17 protein-coding genes are annotated in these 15,291 nt (G+C 61.8%); 6 read left to right on the top strand and 11 right to left on the bottom strand.

The genetic code is table 11. The annotated features are described in order from the left end of the window. A partial coding sequence (locus tag ACIQ1A_RS09120) for a HutD family protein (protein WP_395770762.1) occupies nt 1-426 on the top strand: 426 nt, incomplete at its 5' end. Here ACIQ1A_RS09120 and ACIQ1A_RS09115 read toward each other — a convergent pair. Genes ACIQ1A_RS09115 through ACIQ1A_RS09080 form a run of 8 tightly spaced genes read right to left on the bottom strand, consistent with a single transcriptional unit; the run spans nt 423 to nt 7,051 of the window. Then, nucleotides 423-749 carry a non-heme iron oxygenase ferredoxin subunit gene (locus ACIQ1A_RS09115; RefSeq protein ID WP_395770761.1) on the bottom strand — a complete coding sequence of 109 codons (327 nt, stop codon included), beginning with the start codon at nt 747-749 and terminating at the stop codon, nt 423-425. The two genes, ACIQ1A_RS09120 and ACIQ1A_RS09115, sit on opposite strands and share 4 nt — an antisense overlap. After that, the gene (locus ACIQ1A_RS09110) at nt 746-1,279 is read right to left on the bottom strand and encodes a GNAT family N-acetyltransferase (RefSeq protein WP_395770760.1); all 534 of its coding nucleotides are present in this window, start codon (nt 1,277-1,279) and stop codon (nt 746-748) included. The genes ACIQ1A_RS09115 and ACIQ1A_RS09110 overlap by 4 nt, the downstream gene beginning before the upstream one ends. A 2-nt stretch (nt 1,280-1,281) precedes the next feature. Continuing rightward, nucleotides 1,282-2,502, bottom strand: coding sequence for a cysteine desulfurase (locus ACIQ1A_RS09105; RefSeq protein ID WP_395770759.1), 1,221 nt, complete (start codon nt 2,500-2,502; stop codon nt 1,282-1,284). Beyond that, nucleotides 2,499-3,770 carry a Fe-S cluster assembly protein SufD gene (gene sufD, locus ACIQ1A_RS09100; protein ID WP_395770758.1) on the bottom strand — a complete coding sequence of 424 codons (1,272 nt, stop codon included), beginning with the start codon at nt 3,768-3,770 and terminating at the stop codon, nt 2,499-2,501. The genes ACIQ1A_RS09105 and sufD overlap by 4 nt, the downstream gene beginning before the upstream one ends. Further along, complete coding sequence (gene sufC, locus ACIQ1A_RS09095) at nt 3,770-4,519, bottom strand: Fe-S cluster assembly ATPase SufC (RefSeq protein ID WP_395770757.1); 750 nt, start codon at nt 4,517-4,519, stop codon at nt 3,770-3,772. The genes sufD and sufC overlap by 1 nt, the downstream gene beginning before the upstream one ends. 24 nt (nt 4,520-4,543) lie before the next feature. Then, the gene (gene sufB / locus ACIQ1A_RS09090; RefSeq protein ID WP_395770763.1) at nt 4,544-5,983 is read right to left on the bottom strand and encodes a Fe-S cluster assembly protein SufB; all 1,440 of its coding nucleotides are present in this window, start codon (nt 5,981-5,983) and stop codon (nt 4,544-4,546) included. 2 nt (nt 5,984-5,985) lie between these two features. Then, nucleotides 5,986-6,423: an SUF system Fe-S cluster assembly regulator gene (locus tag ACIQ1A_RS09085; protein WP_395770756.1), complete on the bottom strand. Its 438-nt coding sequence runs from the start codon at nt 6,421-6,423 to the stop codon at nt 5,986-5,988. A gap of 1 nt (nt 6,424) precedes the next feature. Next, the gene (locus ACIQ1A_RS09080) at nt 6,425-7,051 is read right to left on the bottom strand and encodes a YbhB/YbcL family Raf kinase inhibitor-like protein (RefSeq protein WP_395770755.1); all 627 of its coding nucleotides are present in this window, start codon (nt 7,049-7,051) and stop codon (nt 6,425-6,427) included. Between the two features lie 110 nt (nt 7,052-7,161). On the opposite strand from ACIQ1A_RS09080, the gene ACIQ1A_RS09075 reads away from it, so the two are divergent. Together ACIQ1A_RS09075 and ACIQ1A_RS09070 are read left to right on the top strand one after the other, a co-directional pair. Next, entirely contained in the window at nt 7,162-7,632 is a 471-nt protein-coding gene (locus ACIQ1A_RS09075; RefSeq protein ID WP_395770754.1) for an SET domain-containing protein, read from the top strand. A gap of 69 nt (nt 7,633-7,701) precedes the next feature. Beyond that, nucleotides 7,702-8,331 (top strand): glycine zipper 2TM domain-containing protein, encoded by a 630-nt coding sequence (locus ACIQ1A_RS09070; RefSeq protein ID WP_395770753.1) that lies wholly within the window; start codon nt 7,702-7,704, stop codon nt 8,329-8,331. On the opposite strand, the gene ACIQ1A_RS09065 is transcribed toward ACIQ1A_RS09070, so the two are convergent. Genes ACIQ1A_RS09065 through ACIQ1A_RS09055 form a run of 3 tightly spaced genes read right to left on the bottom strand, consistent with a single transcriptional unit; the run spans nt 8,325 to nt 9,942 of the window. Further along, nucleotides 8,325-9,296 carry a hypothetical protein gene (locus ACIQ1A_RS09065; RefSeq protein WP_395770752.1) on the bottom strand — a complete coding sequence of 324 codons (972 nt, stop codon included), beginning with the start codon at nt 9,294-9,296 and terminating at the stop codon, nt 8,325-8,327. The genes ACIQ1A_RS09070 and ACIQ1A_RS09065 overlap by 7 nt on opposite strands. Further along, nucleotides 9,287-9,631 (bottom strand): PhzF family phenazine biosynthesis protein, encoded by a 345-nt coding sequence (locus tag ACIQ1A_RS09060; RefSeq protein ID WP_395770751.1) that lies wholly within the window; start codon nt 9,629-9,631, stop codon nt 9,287-9,289. Before ACIQ1A_RS09060 ends, ACIQ1A_RS09065 begins: the two co-directional genes overlap by 10 nt. Next, nucleotides 9,628-9,942, bottom strand: a complete 315-nt coding sequence (locus tag ACIQ1A_RS09055; protein ID WP_395770750.1) for a YerC/YecD family TrpR-related protein — start codon at nt 9,940-9,942, stop codon at nt 9,628-9,630. Before ACIQ1A_RS09055 ends, ACIQ1A_RS09060 begins: the two co-directional genes overlap by 4 nt. Nucleotides 9,943-10,088: 146 nt before the next feature. Here ACIQ1A_RS09055 and ACIQ1A_RS09050 point away from each other — a divergent pair, with 146 nt between their 5' ends. The 3 genes from ACIQ1A_RS09050 to murD all read left to right on the top strand — a co-directional run. Next, nucleotides 10,089-12,692 carry a bifunctional aspartate kinase/diaminopimelate decarboxylase gene (locus ACIQ1A_RS09050; RefSeq protein ID WP_395770749.1) on the top strand — a complete coding sequence of 868 codons (2,604 nt, stop codon included), beginning with the start codon at nt 10,089-10,091 and terminating at the stop codon, nt 12,690-12,692. Further along, nucleotides 12,685-14,046 (top strand): UDP-N-acetyl-alpha-D-muramoyl-L-alanyl-L-glutamate epimerase, encoded by a 1,362-nt coding sequence (gene murL / locus ACIQ1A_RS09045; protein ID WP_395770748.1) that lies wholly within the window; start codon nt 12,685-12,687, stop codon nt 14,044-14,046. The genes ACIQ1A_RS09050 and murL overlap by 8 nt, the downstream gene beginning before the upstream one ends. Then, the coding region (gene murD / locus ACIQ1A_RS09040) for a UDP-N-acetylmuramoyl-L-alanine--D-glutamate ligase (RefSeq protein ID WP_395770747.1) at nt 14,027-15,291 on the top strand (1,265 nt) is incomplete at its 3' end. The genes murL and murD, both read left to right, overlap by 20 nt.

Genomic DNA, 15,291 nt, shown 5'->3' with positions numbered 1-15,291 from the left:
TCGGCCTTTCCCGGCTGCACGCGCTCCCTAACCCTGCTTGAAGGCGCCGGCATGGCCTTGCAGTTCACCGACCGTACGTGCGATCTGCGTCCGCCCTACGCCTCTTGCCGCTTTGCCGGGGAAGAAACCCCGGAATGTACATTGCATGACGGTGCAACCGTCGACTTCAATGCCATCTGGCGCCGGGATGCCGTCACCATCCAGGTTGAACGCCGCGCCATGCACGGCAGTCTGTGGTGTCTGCCCGAGCCGGGCGTGAGCTGGTTCGTGCTGCTGTTGTCGGGCACTCTTGCCCTCAAAGACCAGAAACATGCGCCGCAGATTTCTGTAGGCGATGGATTGTGGTTGCAGCCCGAAGCCAATGCGCCGCGGCTGATGCTCGAGGGCTTTGGCGAGGCCTTGTGGCTGAAGATTGAACGGCTTTAACGGTCGTCGCGGGTGTAGATCATGCCGTTATCGATGCGCACCGGAAATTTCGGTACGCCGACATAGGCCGGCGCGCACAGGGCCTCGCCGGTGCGCACATCGAATTTGGCACCGTGCAGCACGCATTCGATTTCGGCGCCATCGAGTTTTCCCGGGCTGAGTTCGAAATCCTGGTGCGTGCATTTGTCTTCCAGCGCATAGATGTCGCCGTCGACATTGCAGACCAGAATCGCGGTGTCGCCGTCGAAGCACACGGTATGTTCGCCCGGCAGCAGTTCGGCCATCGGGCACACGGCCTGCCAGCCGTTCAGATCGGTGCTCATGCAGTGTCTCCGCTCAGGGGTTTACGCAGGACTTCAAAACGCAGGTCGTCGCGCAGCGGAATGCCGAAGCGGGCATCGCCGTAGGGAAACGGTTGTTTGATGCCGGTGCGCACATAGCCGCGGCGCTCATAAAACGCGATCAGCTCGTCGCGGATGTCAATCACCGTCATTTCCATCGCGCTGCATTGCCAGGCCAGTGCCACGCGCTCGGCTTCCTGCATCAGCTGTTTGCCGATGCCGCCGCCCTGCAAGTGCGGCGCCACCGAGAACATACCGAAATAACAGGCCTGCCCGGTGTTCTCCAGATGGCAGCAGGCCAGCAGGTGGCCGTCTTGCTCGGCCAACAGCACGACACTGCCGGGCTTTGCGATATCCTCGGCCACACCCATCGCATCGATGCGCTGTCCGTCCAGGAAATCGGCCTCGGTAGTCCAGCCGGCGCGGCTGACCTGGCCGCGGTAGGCGGACTCCACCAGGACCACGATGGCGGGAATATCGGCAGCAGCGGCGTTACGGAAATGCAGGCCCATGTTCAGCCCAGCATGCGACGGACATGGGCGATGCCGTCAATCAGGGCATCGACTTCCGCTTCGGTGCTGTAAAACGCCAGCGACGCGCGGCAGGTGGCGGGCACACCATAAAACGCCATCAGCGGATGCGCGCAATGGTGTCCGGAGCGCACCGCAATGCCCTGCAGATCGAGCAGGGTGGCCAGATCGTGCGAGTGCGCGCCCTCGATCAAAAACGAGAGCACGGCGGCTTTGTGTGCGGCGGTGCCGATCAGGCGCAGACCCGGAACGCTTTGCAGACGTTCGCTGGCGTAGGCCAAGAGCTGCTGTTCGCGTTCGGCAATGGCCGCCATGCCGATGCCATCCAGATAGCTTACGGCCGCACCCAGACCGACAAAGCCGGCGATGTTGGGCGTACCGGCTTCGAATTTGTGCGGCGGATCGTTGAAGGTGGTTTTTTCGAAACGCACTTCCCGGATCATTTCACCACCGCCGAAAAACGGCGGCATGCTTTGCCAGTGTTCCCGCTTGGCCCACAGTGCGCCGGTACCGGTTGGTCCGCACAGCTTGTGGCCGGTGAAGGCGTAGAAATCACATCCCAGTGACGGAATGTCGATGGGCATGTGCGGTACCGCCTGCGAGCCGTCGATGACGGTGGTGATGCCCGCCTTGCGCGCCAGCGCGCAGATCTCGGCGACCGGATTGACCGTGCCCAGCACATTGGAGACGTGCGTGAGTGCCAGCAGTTTCACCGGCGCTTTCAGCTGCGCCTTCAGTGCCGGCAGATCGATCTCGCCGGCCGGTGTGATTTCCACCGGCGCGATGCGGACACCGCAGCGCTCGGCGATCAGCTGCCAGGGCACGAAATTGGCATGATGTTCCATGCGCGTGACCAGAATGACATCGCCCGCTTGCAGGCGCGGCAATGCGAACGCATACGCCACCAGATTGATGGCCTGGGTGGTGCCCGAGGTCAACACCAGATCATTGGGGTGAACGTTTACGAACGCAGCCAGCGCCTTGCGGGCGCCTTCATAGGCTTCGGTGGCTTCGCTGCCGAGCTGGTGCACGGCCCGCGAAACATTGGCATTGTGGTTGCGGTAGAAATCATCGACGGCGTCGATGACCACCTTCGGTTTCTGCGCGGTATTGGCCGAGTCCAGATACACCAGCGGTTTGCCGTGCACTTCGCGGCCTAGAATCGGAAAATCCGCGCGCACGGCTTGCCAGTCGATGGCGCTCATGCCACACCGTCCTGCACCAGTCGGGCCGGCAGGAAGGTCTTCAGGGTCTCGCGCAGGGCGGCATCGTCGATGATCGCCAGCGCCTCGGCGTAAAAGGCGCGGGTCAGCAGGGCCAGCGCGTCGGCCTCGGGCACGCCACGCGTGCGCAGATAGAACAGGGCCGTGGCATCGAGCTGGCCGACGGTGGCGCCATGTGCGGCTTTGACTTCATCGGCATGGATTTCCAATGCCGGTTGCGTGGTGACCTGGGCGTTGGCGCCCAGCAGCAGATTTTTATTCGACAGTGCGGCATTGCTGCCATCGGCGCCGACATCAATGGTGATGCCACCATAGAAATGCACTTTGCCTTTGTCTTCGGCCAGACCGCGCCAAAGCAGTTCACAGGCGGTATCCGGAGACTGATGACGGGCGCTCAGGCGGGCATCCAGGGTGCCGCTACCGACAGCCCAGAGCACGCCGCCGGAGCGGGCCAGGGCATGACGGCCCTGCAAGGCCAGATTGAGTTCCAGGCGCTGGTAATGGCAACCGGTATCGATGTCCAAACGGGTGTATTCGGCGCCGCCGGCGATGGCGGCATCGCAACGGCTGAACGCGGTGTGCGCGCTGCCGGCGTTTTGCACGCGCAGATGCTGCACGTGCGCACCGGGTTTGACATGCACATGCCACAGATCATTGCTGACCCCGTTGCCGCCACCGAGATGGTGCTCGATGAGCGTCACGCGGCTGTGCTCGCGGCATTCGATTTTGTGGCGCAGGTAGCTGCTGCCGGCGTTGTTGTCGCTGTGCACGAACACCAGATGCAGCGGTGCTGCCAAGACCACGCTTTCAGGGATCTCGATCAGCAGACCGTCTTCGGCCAGTGCGGTATTGAGTGCGGCAAACGGGGCTTCGACGTCGCTGAATTCGCGACCGAGCACGGCCACGGCGCGCTCATCATCGCCAGCCAAGGCTTCGGCCAGCGTGCTGATGATCAAGGCTTCAGCACCACGGGTATCGCTGCGCGCCGCATCATAGCGGCCCTCCACGAACACCAGACGCGGCGCCGGTGGCAGATCCAGACGGACATCCGTTTGGCTTTGGCTTTCGGCAAAACGTTTACCGGCCAAGGCCCGTAGCGGCGCGTATTTCCAACGCTCGAGTTTGTTGTGCGGAAAGCCGGCGCGCAATGCCTGGCTCAGCGCGGCTTCGCGCCAGGCCTGCACCCGCGGGTGATGCGTGTGGCTTCGGCTGGCGAAGACGGCCGCCTGGCTGTCGAGGAACGCCGACATCAGGCCGCGCCCGCCTGCACGCTGGCGTAGCCGTCGCGTTCGAGCTGCAGCGCCAGTTCCGGACCGCCGCTGGCGACGATGCGGCCTTCGCTCATCACATGCACCACGTCGGGTTTGATGTAATCGAGCAGGCGTTGGTAGTGGGTGATGACCAGAAACGAACGCTCCGGACTGCGCATGTGGTTGACGCCGTCGGCGACCGCTTTCAAGGCGTCGATGTCCAGGCCCGAATCGGTTTCATCCAGAATCGCCAGCTTGGGTTCCAGCAGGGCCAGTTGGAAGATTTCGTTGCGCTTCTTCTCGCCGCCGGAGAAACCGGTGTTGACCGCGCGGTGCAACAGCTCGTCTTTCAGGTGCAGCACCGACAGCTTCTGGCGCACCAGTTTCAGGAATGCCATCGAATCCAGTTCGGCTTCGCCGCGGGCCTTGCGCTGGGCATTGAGTGCGGTGCGCAGGAAATAGGTGTTGTTGACGCCGGGAATTTCGACCGGATACTGGAAGGCCAGGAAGATGCCGAGGGCGGCGCGTTCTTCCGGGGTCAGCTCGCTCAGATCGGTGCCGTTGAAGCGCACCGTGCCGGAGGTGATCTCATAGCCTTCGCGGCCGGACAGCACATAGCCGAGCGTGGATTTACCGGCGCCGTTCGGACCCATGATGGCGTGCACCTGGCCCGGAGCGAGCGTCAGCGTGAAGCCTTTCAGGATTTCCTTGCCGCCGACGGTGGCGTGCAGATCGATGATTTCTAACATGGGGTTCTCGTTTCAGAAAAAGGGTTAACCGACCGAGCCTTCCAGGCTCACTTCCAGCAGTTTTTTGGCTTCCACCGCGAATTCCATCGGCAGTTCCTTGAACACCTGCTTGCAGAAGCCGTCCACGATCATCGAGACCGCGTCTTCGGCACCGATGCCGCGGGCCCGGCAGTAGAACAGCTGGTCGTCGGAAATCTTGGAGGTGGTCGCTTCGTGTTCGAGCACGGCGCTTGGATTTTTCACTTCGATGTAGGGGAAGGTGTGCGCGCCGCAGCGTTTGCCGATCAGCAGCGAATCGCATTGGGTGTAGTTGCGGGCGCCTTCGGCCGAGGCCTCGACCTTGACCAGACCGCGATAGGTGTTCTGGCCACGGCCGGCACTGATGCCCTTGCTGATGATCTTGGACTTACTGCCGCGGCCGATGTGGATCATCTTGGTGCCGGTATCGGCCTGCTGGCGGTGATGGGTCAGCGCGACTGAATAGAATTCGCCGACCGAGTTTTCGCCCAGCAGCACGCAGCTCGGGTATTTCCAGGTGATGGCCGAACCGGTTTCCACCTGTGTCCAGCTGATTTTGCTGTTGGCGCCGCGGCATTCGCCGCGTTTGGTGACGAAGTTGTAGATGCCGCCGACGCCGTTTTCATCGCCCGGATACCAGTTCTGTACGGTCGAGTATTTGATTTCGGCACGTTCCAGACAGACCAGCTCGACCACCGCGGCATGCAGCTGGTTCTCGTCGCGCATCGGCGCGGTGCAGCCTTCCAGATAGGACACATAGGCATCGTCCTCGCACACAATCAACGTGCGTTCGAACTGGCCGGTGTCGCGGGCGTTGATGCGGAAATAGGTCGACAGCTCCATCGGGCTGCGCACGCCTTTGGGAATGAACACGAAGCTGCCGTCGGAAAACACCGCCGAGTTCAGCGCCGCGAAATAGTTGTCACCCGGCGGAACCACCGAGCCCAGGTATTTTTTCACCAGCTCGGGGTGTTCTTTCACCGCTTCCGAGAACGAGCAGAAGATGATGCCTTTTTCAGCCAGCTCTTTTTTGTAGGTGGTGCCGACCGAGACCGAGTCGAACACGGCGTCGACCGCCACCCCGGCCAGACGTGCGCGTTCGTGCAGCGGTACCCCGAGTTTTTCGTAAGTGTCGAGCAGTTCCTGCGGTACCTCGTCGAGCGAGGCGTATTTTTTCTTGGGCGCGGCGAAATAACTGACCGCCTGGAAATCGATCGGCGCGATGTCGAGCTGGGCCCACTGCGGCGGGGTCATGGTCAGCCAGTGCCGGTAGGCTTTCAGGCGCCATTCGGTCAGCCATTCGGGCTCTTCCTTCTTTTTCGAAATAAAGCGCACCACCTCTTCATCCAGACCCGGCGGCAGGGTGTCGGATTCGATGTCGGTAACGAAACCGGCATCGTAGCGGCGTTCGAGCTGGCGTTCGATTTCGGTACGTTCGGTCGCCATGGTCATGCCTTTGCCAGTTTCAGGGGGATGGATTTGCGGCGGTCACGGCCGAGTTCGGCGATGCTGACGCCGCGCAGGGCGTCGGCGATGACATCGTTGACTTGCTGCCATTGGCCTTGGATGCCGCAATGCGGTTCGTGTTCGCATTGGCTGTGTTCGCCGCTGCATTCGGTCATACCGGGTCGGCCTTCCATCGCCTCCACCACCGCAAACAGGGAAATCTGCGCTGCCGGTTGCGCCAAGCGGTAACCGCCCTGGCTGCCGCGGAAAGCTTCCACCAGACCGGCACGCGAGAGCGGCTTGAGAACCTTACTCACCGTCGGCAGCTCCAGCTTGGCCAATTCGGCCAGCTCGCTCGCGCTATGCACGCGCTCGGGCGCTTTGGCCAGACAGGCCAGCAGTACGGTCGCATAGTCGGTGAGTTTGGTGACCCGTAGCATGTCAGTACGTCACGGCCGGGTTCAGGGTGTAGCGGCCCATCAGGCTGGCGCTGGCCAACACGTGTCCGGCCATGGCTGCACGCAGATCGGCAACGTTGTAGCGTTCCGGCAGTGTCAGCACCGGCACCGACAGGGCATACACGGTAAAGCTGTAGTGGTGCATGCGTTCATCATTCCAGGGCGGGCAGGGGCCGTCGTAGCCGTGATAATCGCCGGCCATGTCGGCATCGCCGGCAAACCAGCCGGTGTAATCATTCAGGCCTTGCACGCTGCCATGCGCGCCATCGGCGGTTTTGCCACGGGCAGTGACGCCGTCGCTGAATTCGCCGGCGGCGATCATGCGGCGATCCGCCGGCAGATTGGCCAGCAGCCAGTGCGTGAAATCCACCCGCGGTAAATCGTGCGGCACGCTGCGGCCGGCCTGATTGACATCGGTGCCGACGCTGGGCACGTCCGGATCGGAAACAATCAGGGCAAAGCTTTGGGTGCCTTCAGGCACGTCGGACCAGGCCAGTGGCGGATTGCGATTGCCCGAGAGGGTGATCGGACCGGGCGTGGCGATGACAGCGAAAGCGAATTCACCGGGAATCGGCTGGTTTTCGGAAAAGGCATCGGAGCTCAGGCGCATGGGGTTCTCCATAGAGGACCAAAATTGTACTGTATTCGGCGCCTGCAGGCAATGCGCGCTTGGCAAGGCCGGCAATCTTCGCCACAATAGCGGCTCACTCGGGAAATTCTATGTCCAGCAAATTTGAAGTCCGTCGTTCCAAAATCCATGGTAGCGGCGTATTTGCCGCGAAAAACATCAAAAAAGGCGAGTTCATCATCGAATACAAAGGCCTACTGCGCAGCCATGAAGAGGTCGATGCCGCCTACGACGGCGAAGATGAAACCGGTCACACCTTCCTGTTTACCCTGAATGAAGACTTTGTGCTGGATGCCAACATCAAGGGCAATGAGGCCCGTTGGATCAACCACAGCTGCGATCCGAACTGCGACTCGGAACACATCGATGCCGAAGACGGCGACAAAAGCAAAGACCGTATTGAAATCAAAGCCATTCGTGACATCAAGGCCGGCGACGAGTTGTCCTATAACTACGGCATCCGTCTGGTGGAGCGTCACACGTCGAAGCTGAAAAAGCTCTGGGCCTGTCTGTGCGGCAGCCCGAAATGCACCGGAACCATGCTGCAGCCTAAACGCGGGTAAGCCGTTAAGCCACGGTTGGGGAAGTCTGTGCCAGATTCAAAGGGCGCAATTCCGCGCGGGGAGACCGTGATGAAAGTCCTTGCCTTGAGTTCCTTGGCCGCTGCTCTACTGTTGAGCGCACCGGCATTTGCCGCTGCCGGCGACCGTTACAACGACAACCGCCAAGACACCCGTTACGGCGATCGTTACGATGATCGCTACGACGATCGCTATGACGACCGTTACGATGACCGTTATCAGGATCGGTACGGCACTGCCGGTTATGGCCGCTTTGATACCGCTCGCGTCGTGCAGGTGCAACGTCTGGGCAACAACGGCCGCGATTACCGCCGTAATTGCAGCCGCTATGACCGCGACAGCGGCTTGAATGAAGGTGCCGTGGTCGGTGCTGTTATCGGCGGCGTCATCGGCAATCAGGCCGGACGTGGTGATGGCCGGGTTGCGGCTACCGTCGCCGGTGCTGCCATTGGGGGTTTGATCGGACAAAGCATCGATCGGGACTCACGCGGGGGTTATGACCGCCATGTGGTGGAATGCCGCAACGATGGCTGGAATAATCGCAGCAGCGATTACCGTGTGACGTACCGTTACCATGGCCGCAATTACACCACCATCATGCCGTATCACCCGGGCGATCGCGTCCGCATCCGTGTCGATACCGTGGCCTACAACAACCGCCGCGTCGGTTACCGTTACTGAGTCGGATGCGCTTGGAACAGCGCGCCCAGGCGCTGTTCCATGGCGGCCGGCCGGCGCGACAGGGCGTTACTGGGACTGAAGGTGACTTCGCCCAGATACAGCGCGCCATCGGCACCGATGAAGAAATCGACCCTTGCAAAATCATAAGGCGCGGCAATGGCCAGCGCCGCGGTTTTTAGGAACGCCGGATCGGAAGGCATCACCGGATCTTTGATCCGCACCAGGGTGTCCATTTGCAGGGCATCCGGATTGAAGTCGGCATCCAGCCAGGTGACCTGCATCGGCTCGGCGTTTTTATCAAACAGCTCGATGCAGCCGATCTGGCCACGAATCACGTAGACATTCCAGGAAACCGACGGCTTGCCGTTGCAGACATCGGCCTCGAGCATGATCCGTCGGGGAATCGATGCATACCACCACTCGCCGTCATGAATGCCATAGATCTGTTTCAACCAGCCTCGGGCCAGGCCTTCCAGCTCGGCACGATCGGCCGCCGCCAGCGGGTAGTCGATTGCTCTGAACAGGCCGCTGCCATGATTGGCTTTCAGGTAATAGCGTCCCGGTGCGATGGCCTCATTGCGCGGCAAATGCGCGGTATCCGAGTGCCAGAGCAGCGGCGGGCAACGCAGGCGGGTGCGTAGCGCTTCGGGGATGAACTGGCCGGTCCGCAGTTTGTTGCCAGTCTCCGGCACTTTGATACTACCGAAAAATTTATGGCGGAAGATGAACTCATTGAAAGTTTTCGGATCGACCATATCCGGATAGACGCCGAAGCGGTCGTGATAGCCGAACATGGCATTGGTCAATGCCCGAAGAAAATTGGCACTCTTGTAGGCATCAATGCCACGCCGGAATCCGGGCTTTGGATTATGTCCGTAGGGTCCTTCGGGATCGGCCATGATCTGCGTCAGCTGGCGAACCGCTTCGGCGTAGGCCGCATGCATGGGCTCGGGAATCACGGCCATTGCAGTTCGCCGCGCAGCACGCTGCGGCAATCGCCGCCGACCCAGACCGCATCATCGGCATCCAGTTCCAGGGTGAGTACGGCATCACGGCCGATTTCGCGGCCTTGGCTGACCCGATAGCGCCGGCCCAGAGCGGCAAGCTGTCCGGTTTCCTGCAAAAAGGCGGCGATGGCGGCATTGGCCGCGCCCGAGGCCGGATCTTCGGCGATGCCCACGCCCAGTGGAAACGCTCTTACCACCAAGCCCGTTGCGGTGCGGGCAAAAATGCACAGGCCCAGACTGCCGGTTTCGCGTGCCAAGGCTTCAATGGCATAACGGTCGGCCGGGCGGTTCATGCGCCGGCTCCACGACGACCGCTTTTCAGCGCCAGCTGATAGCCGCCGGTACCCAGTTCCAGGCAGCGTGCCACGCGCCCGATAGTGGTCACGCTGACGCCGGTGTCATCATGGATCTGCCGATAGGGCGTGCCTTTGGTCAAGGGTTCGACCACTTGCCAACGGTCGGCAAGGGCTTCCAGTTCCGCTGGCGTGCACAGATCAATCAGGAAGGCATGGACCTGTTCAGCATTCTTGAGGCCATTGAGGGCCTGGGCCAGAGACTCGACGCCGGCTTTCAGTGGCTTTTTGGGGAGGGCATGTTTTTTCATTGGTATAGTGTAATAGCGCATTAATACATTGGCAAGCCCTTTTTGTGAAGGGTGCGTCAGGGCAGGGCGGACAGATTCCGGCACCCAAGCCATGGGCCATGCCTTATCATGTGTACATCTTCATTTGCTGCCGATTGCCTGTCACCATGCCCGAATCCGCCCCTGCTTCCGATTGGATCGTGCTGAAATTCGGCGGCACCTCGGTGTCGCAGCGCCATCGCTGGGACACCATCGGTCGCTTGATGCGCGAGCGCGCCGAAGGCGAAAACGCCAAAGTTCTGGTCGTTGTGTCCGCCTTGTCGGGCGTCACCAATCAATTGCAAAGCGCCATCGACCGCGCTGACAATGATGCCTATCTGGCCGAGTTGGAACAGCAATTGCGCGAACGCCATCTGGGTTTCGCCCGCGAGTTGGGCCTGGATGCCGAGGCCGTGCTGGCCGAACGCCTGGCCGTCGTGCACACCCTGTTTACCGATCCACGCCGCCTTGCGCGTGCTTTTGACTGGCAGGCGGAAGTGCTGGCGCAGGGCGAGTTGCTGTCCTCCACCCTCGGTGTCGCCTATCTAAAAACGCAAACCCTGCCGGTCGCTTGGCTAGATGCGCGCGACTGGTTGCGTGCGGTCGCTCTGCCCAATCAAAGTGCCTGGGCGGCCCGCTTGTCGGTGTCCTGCGATTACCAAGGCGATGCCGATTGGCGTACGCGCTTTTCCGGCAACCCCTCGTTATTGATTACCCAAGGCTTCATCGCCCGCGCTGCCGACGGCGGCACGGCGATTCTCGGTCGCGGCGGTTCGGATACCTCGGCCGCGTACTTCGGCGCGCTGCTGCGTGCGCGTCGCGTCGAGATCTGGACCGATGTGCCCGGCATGTTCAGTGCCAATCCCCGCGCTGTGCCCGATGCCCGACTGCTGAGCCGTTTGGAATACCAGGAAGCGCAGGAAATCGCCACTACCGGCGCCAAGGTCCTGCATCCGCGCTGCATCCATCCGTGCCGTGATCTGGGCGTGCCGCTATGGATCCGTGATACCGAACGCCCGCACATGGCCGGGACCTGCATCAGCCGCAGTGCCGAGTCGCATCCGGGCGTCAAAGCCATCAGCACCCGCAGCGGCATCGTGCTGGTGTCGATGGAATCCATCGGCATGTGGCAACAAGTCGGCTTCCTGGCCGATCTGTTCGCCTGCTTCAAAGCGCACGGGCTGTCGGTCGACATGATCTCGACTTCGGAAACCAACGTCACCGTGTCCTTGGATCCTTCCGACAATCTGGTCAACTCCAATGTGCTTGACGCGCTGTGCGCTGATCTGGCCAAGGTTTGCCGGGTCAAAGTCATCACGCCCTGCAGTGCGGTCACCTTGGTGGGCCGCGGCATGCGTTCGATGCTCGATCAGCTGACTGACATCTGGGCCGAGTTCGGCCGTGAGCGCGTGCATCTGATTTCGCAAAGCTCCAACGACCTCAATCTCACCTTTGTGGTCGACGAGGACATCGCGCAGGATCTGCTGCCGACGCTGCATGCGCTGCTGATTGATTCCGGCGCCATGCCGATTGCCGAGGCCGATATCTTCGGTCCGAGCTGGCGTGATATCGTTCATGGCCTCAGCAAAGCACCGGTGCATTGGTGGCAGTCGCAACGCGAGGCGTTGTGTAAAATCGCCGCCGCGGGCTCTCCGGCCTATGTTTATCATCTGCCCAGTGTCCGCAAACAGGCCGATGCGCTGTGCGGCATCACATCGCTCGAACGCCGTTTCTACGCCATCAAAGCCAATGCCCATCCGGCCATCCTGCGGGAGTTGGAAACGCGTGGCTTCGGTTTCGAATGCGTCTCGGCGGCCGAACTGCGCCATGTCAAAGCCGTATTCCCCGAACTTCCGGCCGAGCGTGTGTTGTTCACGCCCAGCTTTGCCAGCCGCGCCGAGTATGCCGAAGCACGCACGCTGGCCGAATGGATCACCGTTGACAGCCTGTATCCGCTGCAGCATTGGCCCGAGTTGTTTGCCGGTCGCAAGCTAGTGCTGCGCATTGATCCGGGTTACGGACTGGGCCATCATGCGCATGTGCGGACTGGCGGCGAAGATGCCAAGTTCGGTTTGGCCTTGGCCGATCTGCCGGCTTTCCGTGCCGCGGCCGCGCAGATCAAGACCGAAATTGCCGTGCTGCATGCCCATGTCGGCAGCGGCGTGACCGATTGCCGGCACTGGGCGCAACTGTTCGCGCAGCTGGCGCAGCTGGCGGAGGACATCGGTTCGGTCAAAGCCATCAATGTCGGCGGCGGTTTGGCTGTGCCGTATTCGGACACCGAGACCGAATTCGATCTGCCGGCACTGGCCGCCACGCTCGCCGAGCACGCCGCGCAATGGCCGCAATACGCGATTTGGCTGGAACCCGGCCGCTATCTGGTGGCGCAGGCCGGCGTGTTGCTGGCGACCGTCACTCAGGTCGTCGACAAACTTGGCATTCGCCGCGTCGGTCTGGATGCCGGCATGAACGCATTGATGCGGCCGGCCTTGTACCAAGCCAAACATCGCATGCGCAATCTCAGCCGTGCACCGGACGCGCCGACGCAGCGCGTGGATGTGGTCGGACCGATCTGCGAGTCGACCGATGTACTTGCGCACGCCATCCCCTTGCCTGTGGCAACCGCCGAAGGCGATGTGGTGCTGATCGACACCGCCGGCGCCTACGGGTATGTGATGGCCAACCAATACAATCAGCGCGCTCTGCCGCGTGAGGTGATTCTTGATGTCTGAGTATGTGTTCAACCGCGAGGCAATCCGCCGCTTCCACTTCAGCGATTGCGCCTTTGACGCCGCCACCGGCATCGCCCGGCTCGATTACGCCTTCGATACCGGCGGCGTATTCTCCGAGACCATCACCTTCCCGGGCGCACCGTTCACTCTGGATGCCACGCGTGCCGCCGCCGTGCACTCGGCGCTGCGCACCTTGCACCTGATTGCCGGTGTCAGCTATTACAAAGCCGCCGTGCCGGAACGCATCGTGCTCGATGCCTACGCCATCGATGCCGGCACCGCTGCCTTTCTGACCGAGATCTATAAAAACGGCTTGGGCGAATTCGCCTACCGCAACGGCCTGAACCTGCGCGGCAAAATCGTCTTCCCTGCAGACGCTTCAACGCCGGCGATGGCAGCGGCTGCCGGCCTTGCCACGCATGCGCTGGTTGCCATCGGTGGCGGCAAGGATTCCCTGGTGTCGATCGAAGCCCTGCGCCGCGCCGGCATCGCGCAGACCGTGACCTGGATCGGTTCGGCGCCGCTGATCCGATCCTGCGCCGAGCGCACCGGATTGCCGCTGCTGAACATCAGCCGGCAGTTGCCGGCGGAGCTGTTCGCCATGAACAAGCAGGGCGCGCTCAACGGCCACATCCCGGTGACCGCGGTCAATTCCGCCATCCTGACTTTGGCCGCACTGCTGCACGGCGCCGATCAGGTGGTGTTCTCGAATGAACGTTCGGCCAGTTACGGCAGCCTGATCGAAGGCACCGGCGAGGTCAATCACCAGTGGTCAAAAGGCTGGGATTTCGAGCGGGCCTTCGCCGCGCACGTGCGCAGCCATATCGCCGCCGATCTGAATTACTACTCGCTGCTGCGGCCGTTTTCGGAATTGGCCGTGGCCCGCCAGTTCGCCAAGACCGATTTCTACGACGCGCACTTCTCCAGCTGCAACCGCAATTTCCATATTCTCGGCGAGCGTCCGGCCCAGCGTTGGTGCGGCGTCTGTCCGAAATGCCATTTCGTGTTCCTGGCCTTGGCGCCGTTCATGCCCAAGCCCCGCCTGATGACCATCTTCGGCCGCAATCTGTTGGATGAACCGGCGCAGATTCCCGGTTTCGATGCATTGTTGGAATATCAGGACCACAAGCCTTTCGAGTGCGTGGGCGAGGGCAGGGAATCCCGCGCGGCCATGGCCGCGCTCGCGCAGTCGCCGAGCTGGCGCGAAGATGCCATCGTCCGGCGTTTCGCCGACGAGATCCTGCCGCAATTGGACGCCGCCGAGCTGCCGATCGCGCCAGTGCTGGTGGCGGTGGAAGAACACGCTATTCCCGAATCGCTATGGGCCTCCCTGCGTGAATCCTTCCGCGCTTAAGGGCAAAACCCTCGCCATCTGGGGCTTTGGCCGCGAAGGCCGTGCGGCCCTGAAATATTTGCGTGCCCAACTGCCCGGGCATTCGCTGACCGTATTTTGCAATCCAGCTGAAGCCGCGGAAATCAACGCGCTTTCGGACCAGGCCATAAGCTGCCGCGCCGAGCCTTCTGCCGAAGATCTCGCGGCTTTCGAAGTGGTGGTCAAATCGCCGGGCATCAGTAAATACCGGCCCGAAGCTTTAGCCGCACAGGCCAAGGGCACCCGCTTCATTGGCGGGACCGCGCTCTGGTTCGCCGCCCATCCCGATGCGCGCACCGTGTGCGTCACCGCCACCAAAGGCAAAAGCACAGTCAGCGCCCTGATCGCGCATCTGCTGCGCAGTGCCGGCAAGCGGACGGCCTTGGTCGGCAATATCGGTACGCCATTACTGGAGACCATGGACTGGAATGAACAGCCGGAATTCTGGGTCATCGAGATGTCGAGTTACCAGACGTTCGAGGCCGATCGGCCGGAAGTCGCGGTGATGCTCAATTTTTTCCCGGAACATCTCGACTGGCACGGCAGTATGCAGGCCTATTTCGATGACAAGTCGACGCTGATCACACAGTCGCAGGCGCGCCATGTGGTGCTCAACGAGGAGGCCCCGCGGGTGGCGGCACTGGCCGACAGCCTGGATGCCGAGGTGCACTGGTTCAACACCAACAACGGCTGGCATGCCAAAGGCCACACCCTGTATCGTGGCGAGCTTGCCGTGCTCGATCTGCGTGAGTTGCCGATGCCGGGCCAGCATAATGCCGGGAATGTCTGCGCGGCTTTGACCGCCATCGAGGCTTTGGGCCTGGATGCAATCGCCTTGGCACCGGCGGCCCGGAGTTTCCGGCCATTGCCGCACCGCTTGCAGACCCTCGGTGAAAAAAACGGCATTCGCTACATCAACGATTCCATCAGCACCACGCCCTTTGCCAGCATCGCGGCACTGGAGTGCTTCAGCGCATCGCCGGTCGCGATTCTGGTCGGCGGTTATGATCGCGGCCTGGACTGGGAAGCCTTCGCGGATTTCGTCAGCAATCACCCGCCCAAAGCCATCATTGCCATGGGGCAGAACGGCGCCCGCATCGCCGAACGCCTGTGCGCCATTCCGGCACCGGGCTTTGTCTTATCCGAAGCCGCGGACTTGACCGATGCCGTGCATCAGGCGCAACAGGCACTGCCGGAGGGCGGGGTGGTGTTGTTATCGCCCGGCGC

The sequence above is a fragment of the Arenimonas sp. genome, from assembly GCF_044353605.1.
Classification (GTDB): Bacteria; Pseudomonadota; Gammaproteobacteria; order Xanthomonadales; family Xanthomonadaceae; genus Arenimonas.
Note: the sequence above shows the minus strand (reverse complement) of the source record. Positions and strands in the feature narration are given on the sequence as shown.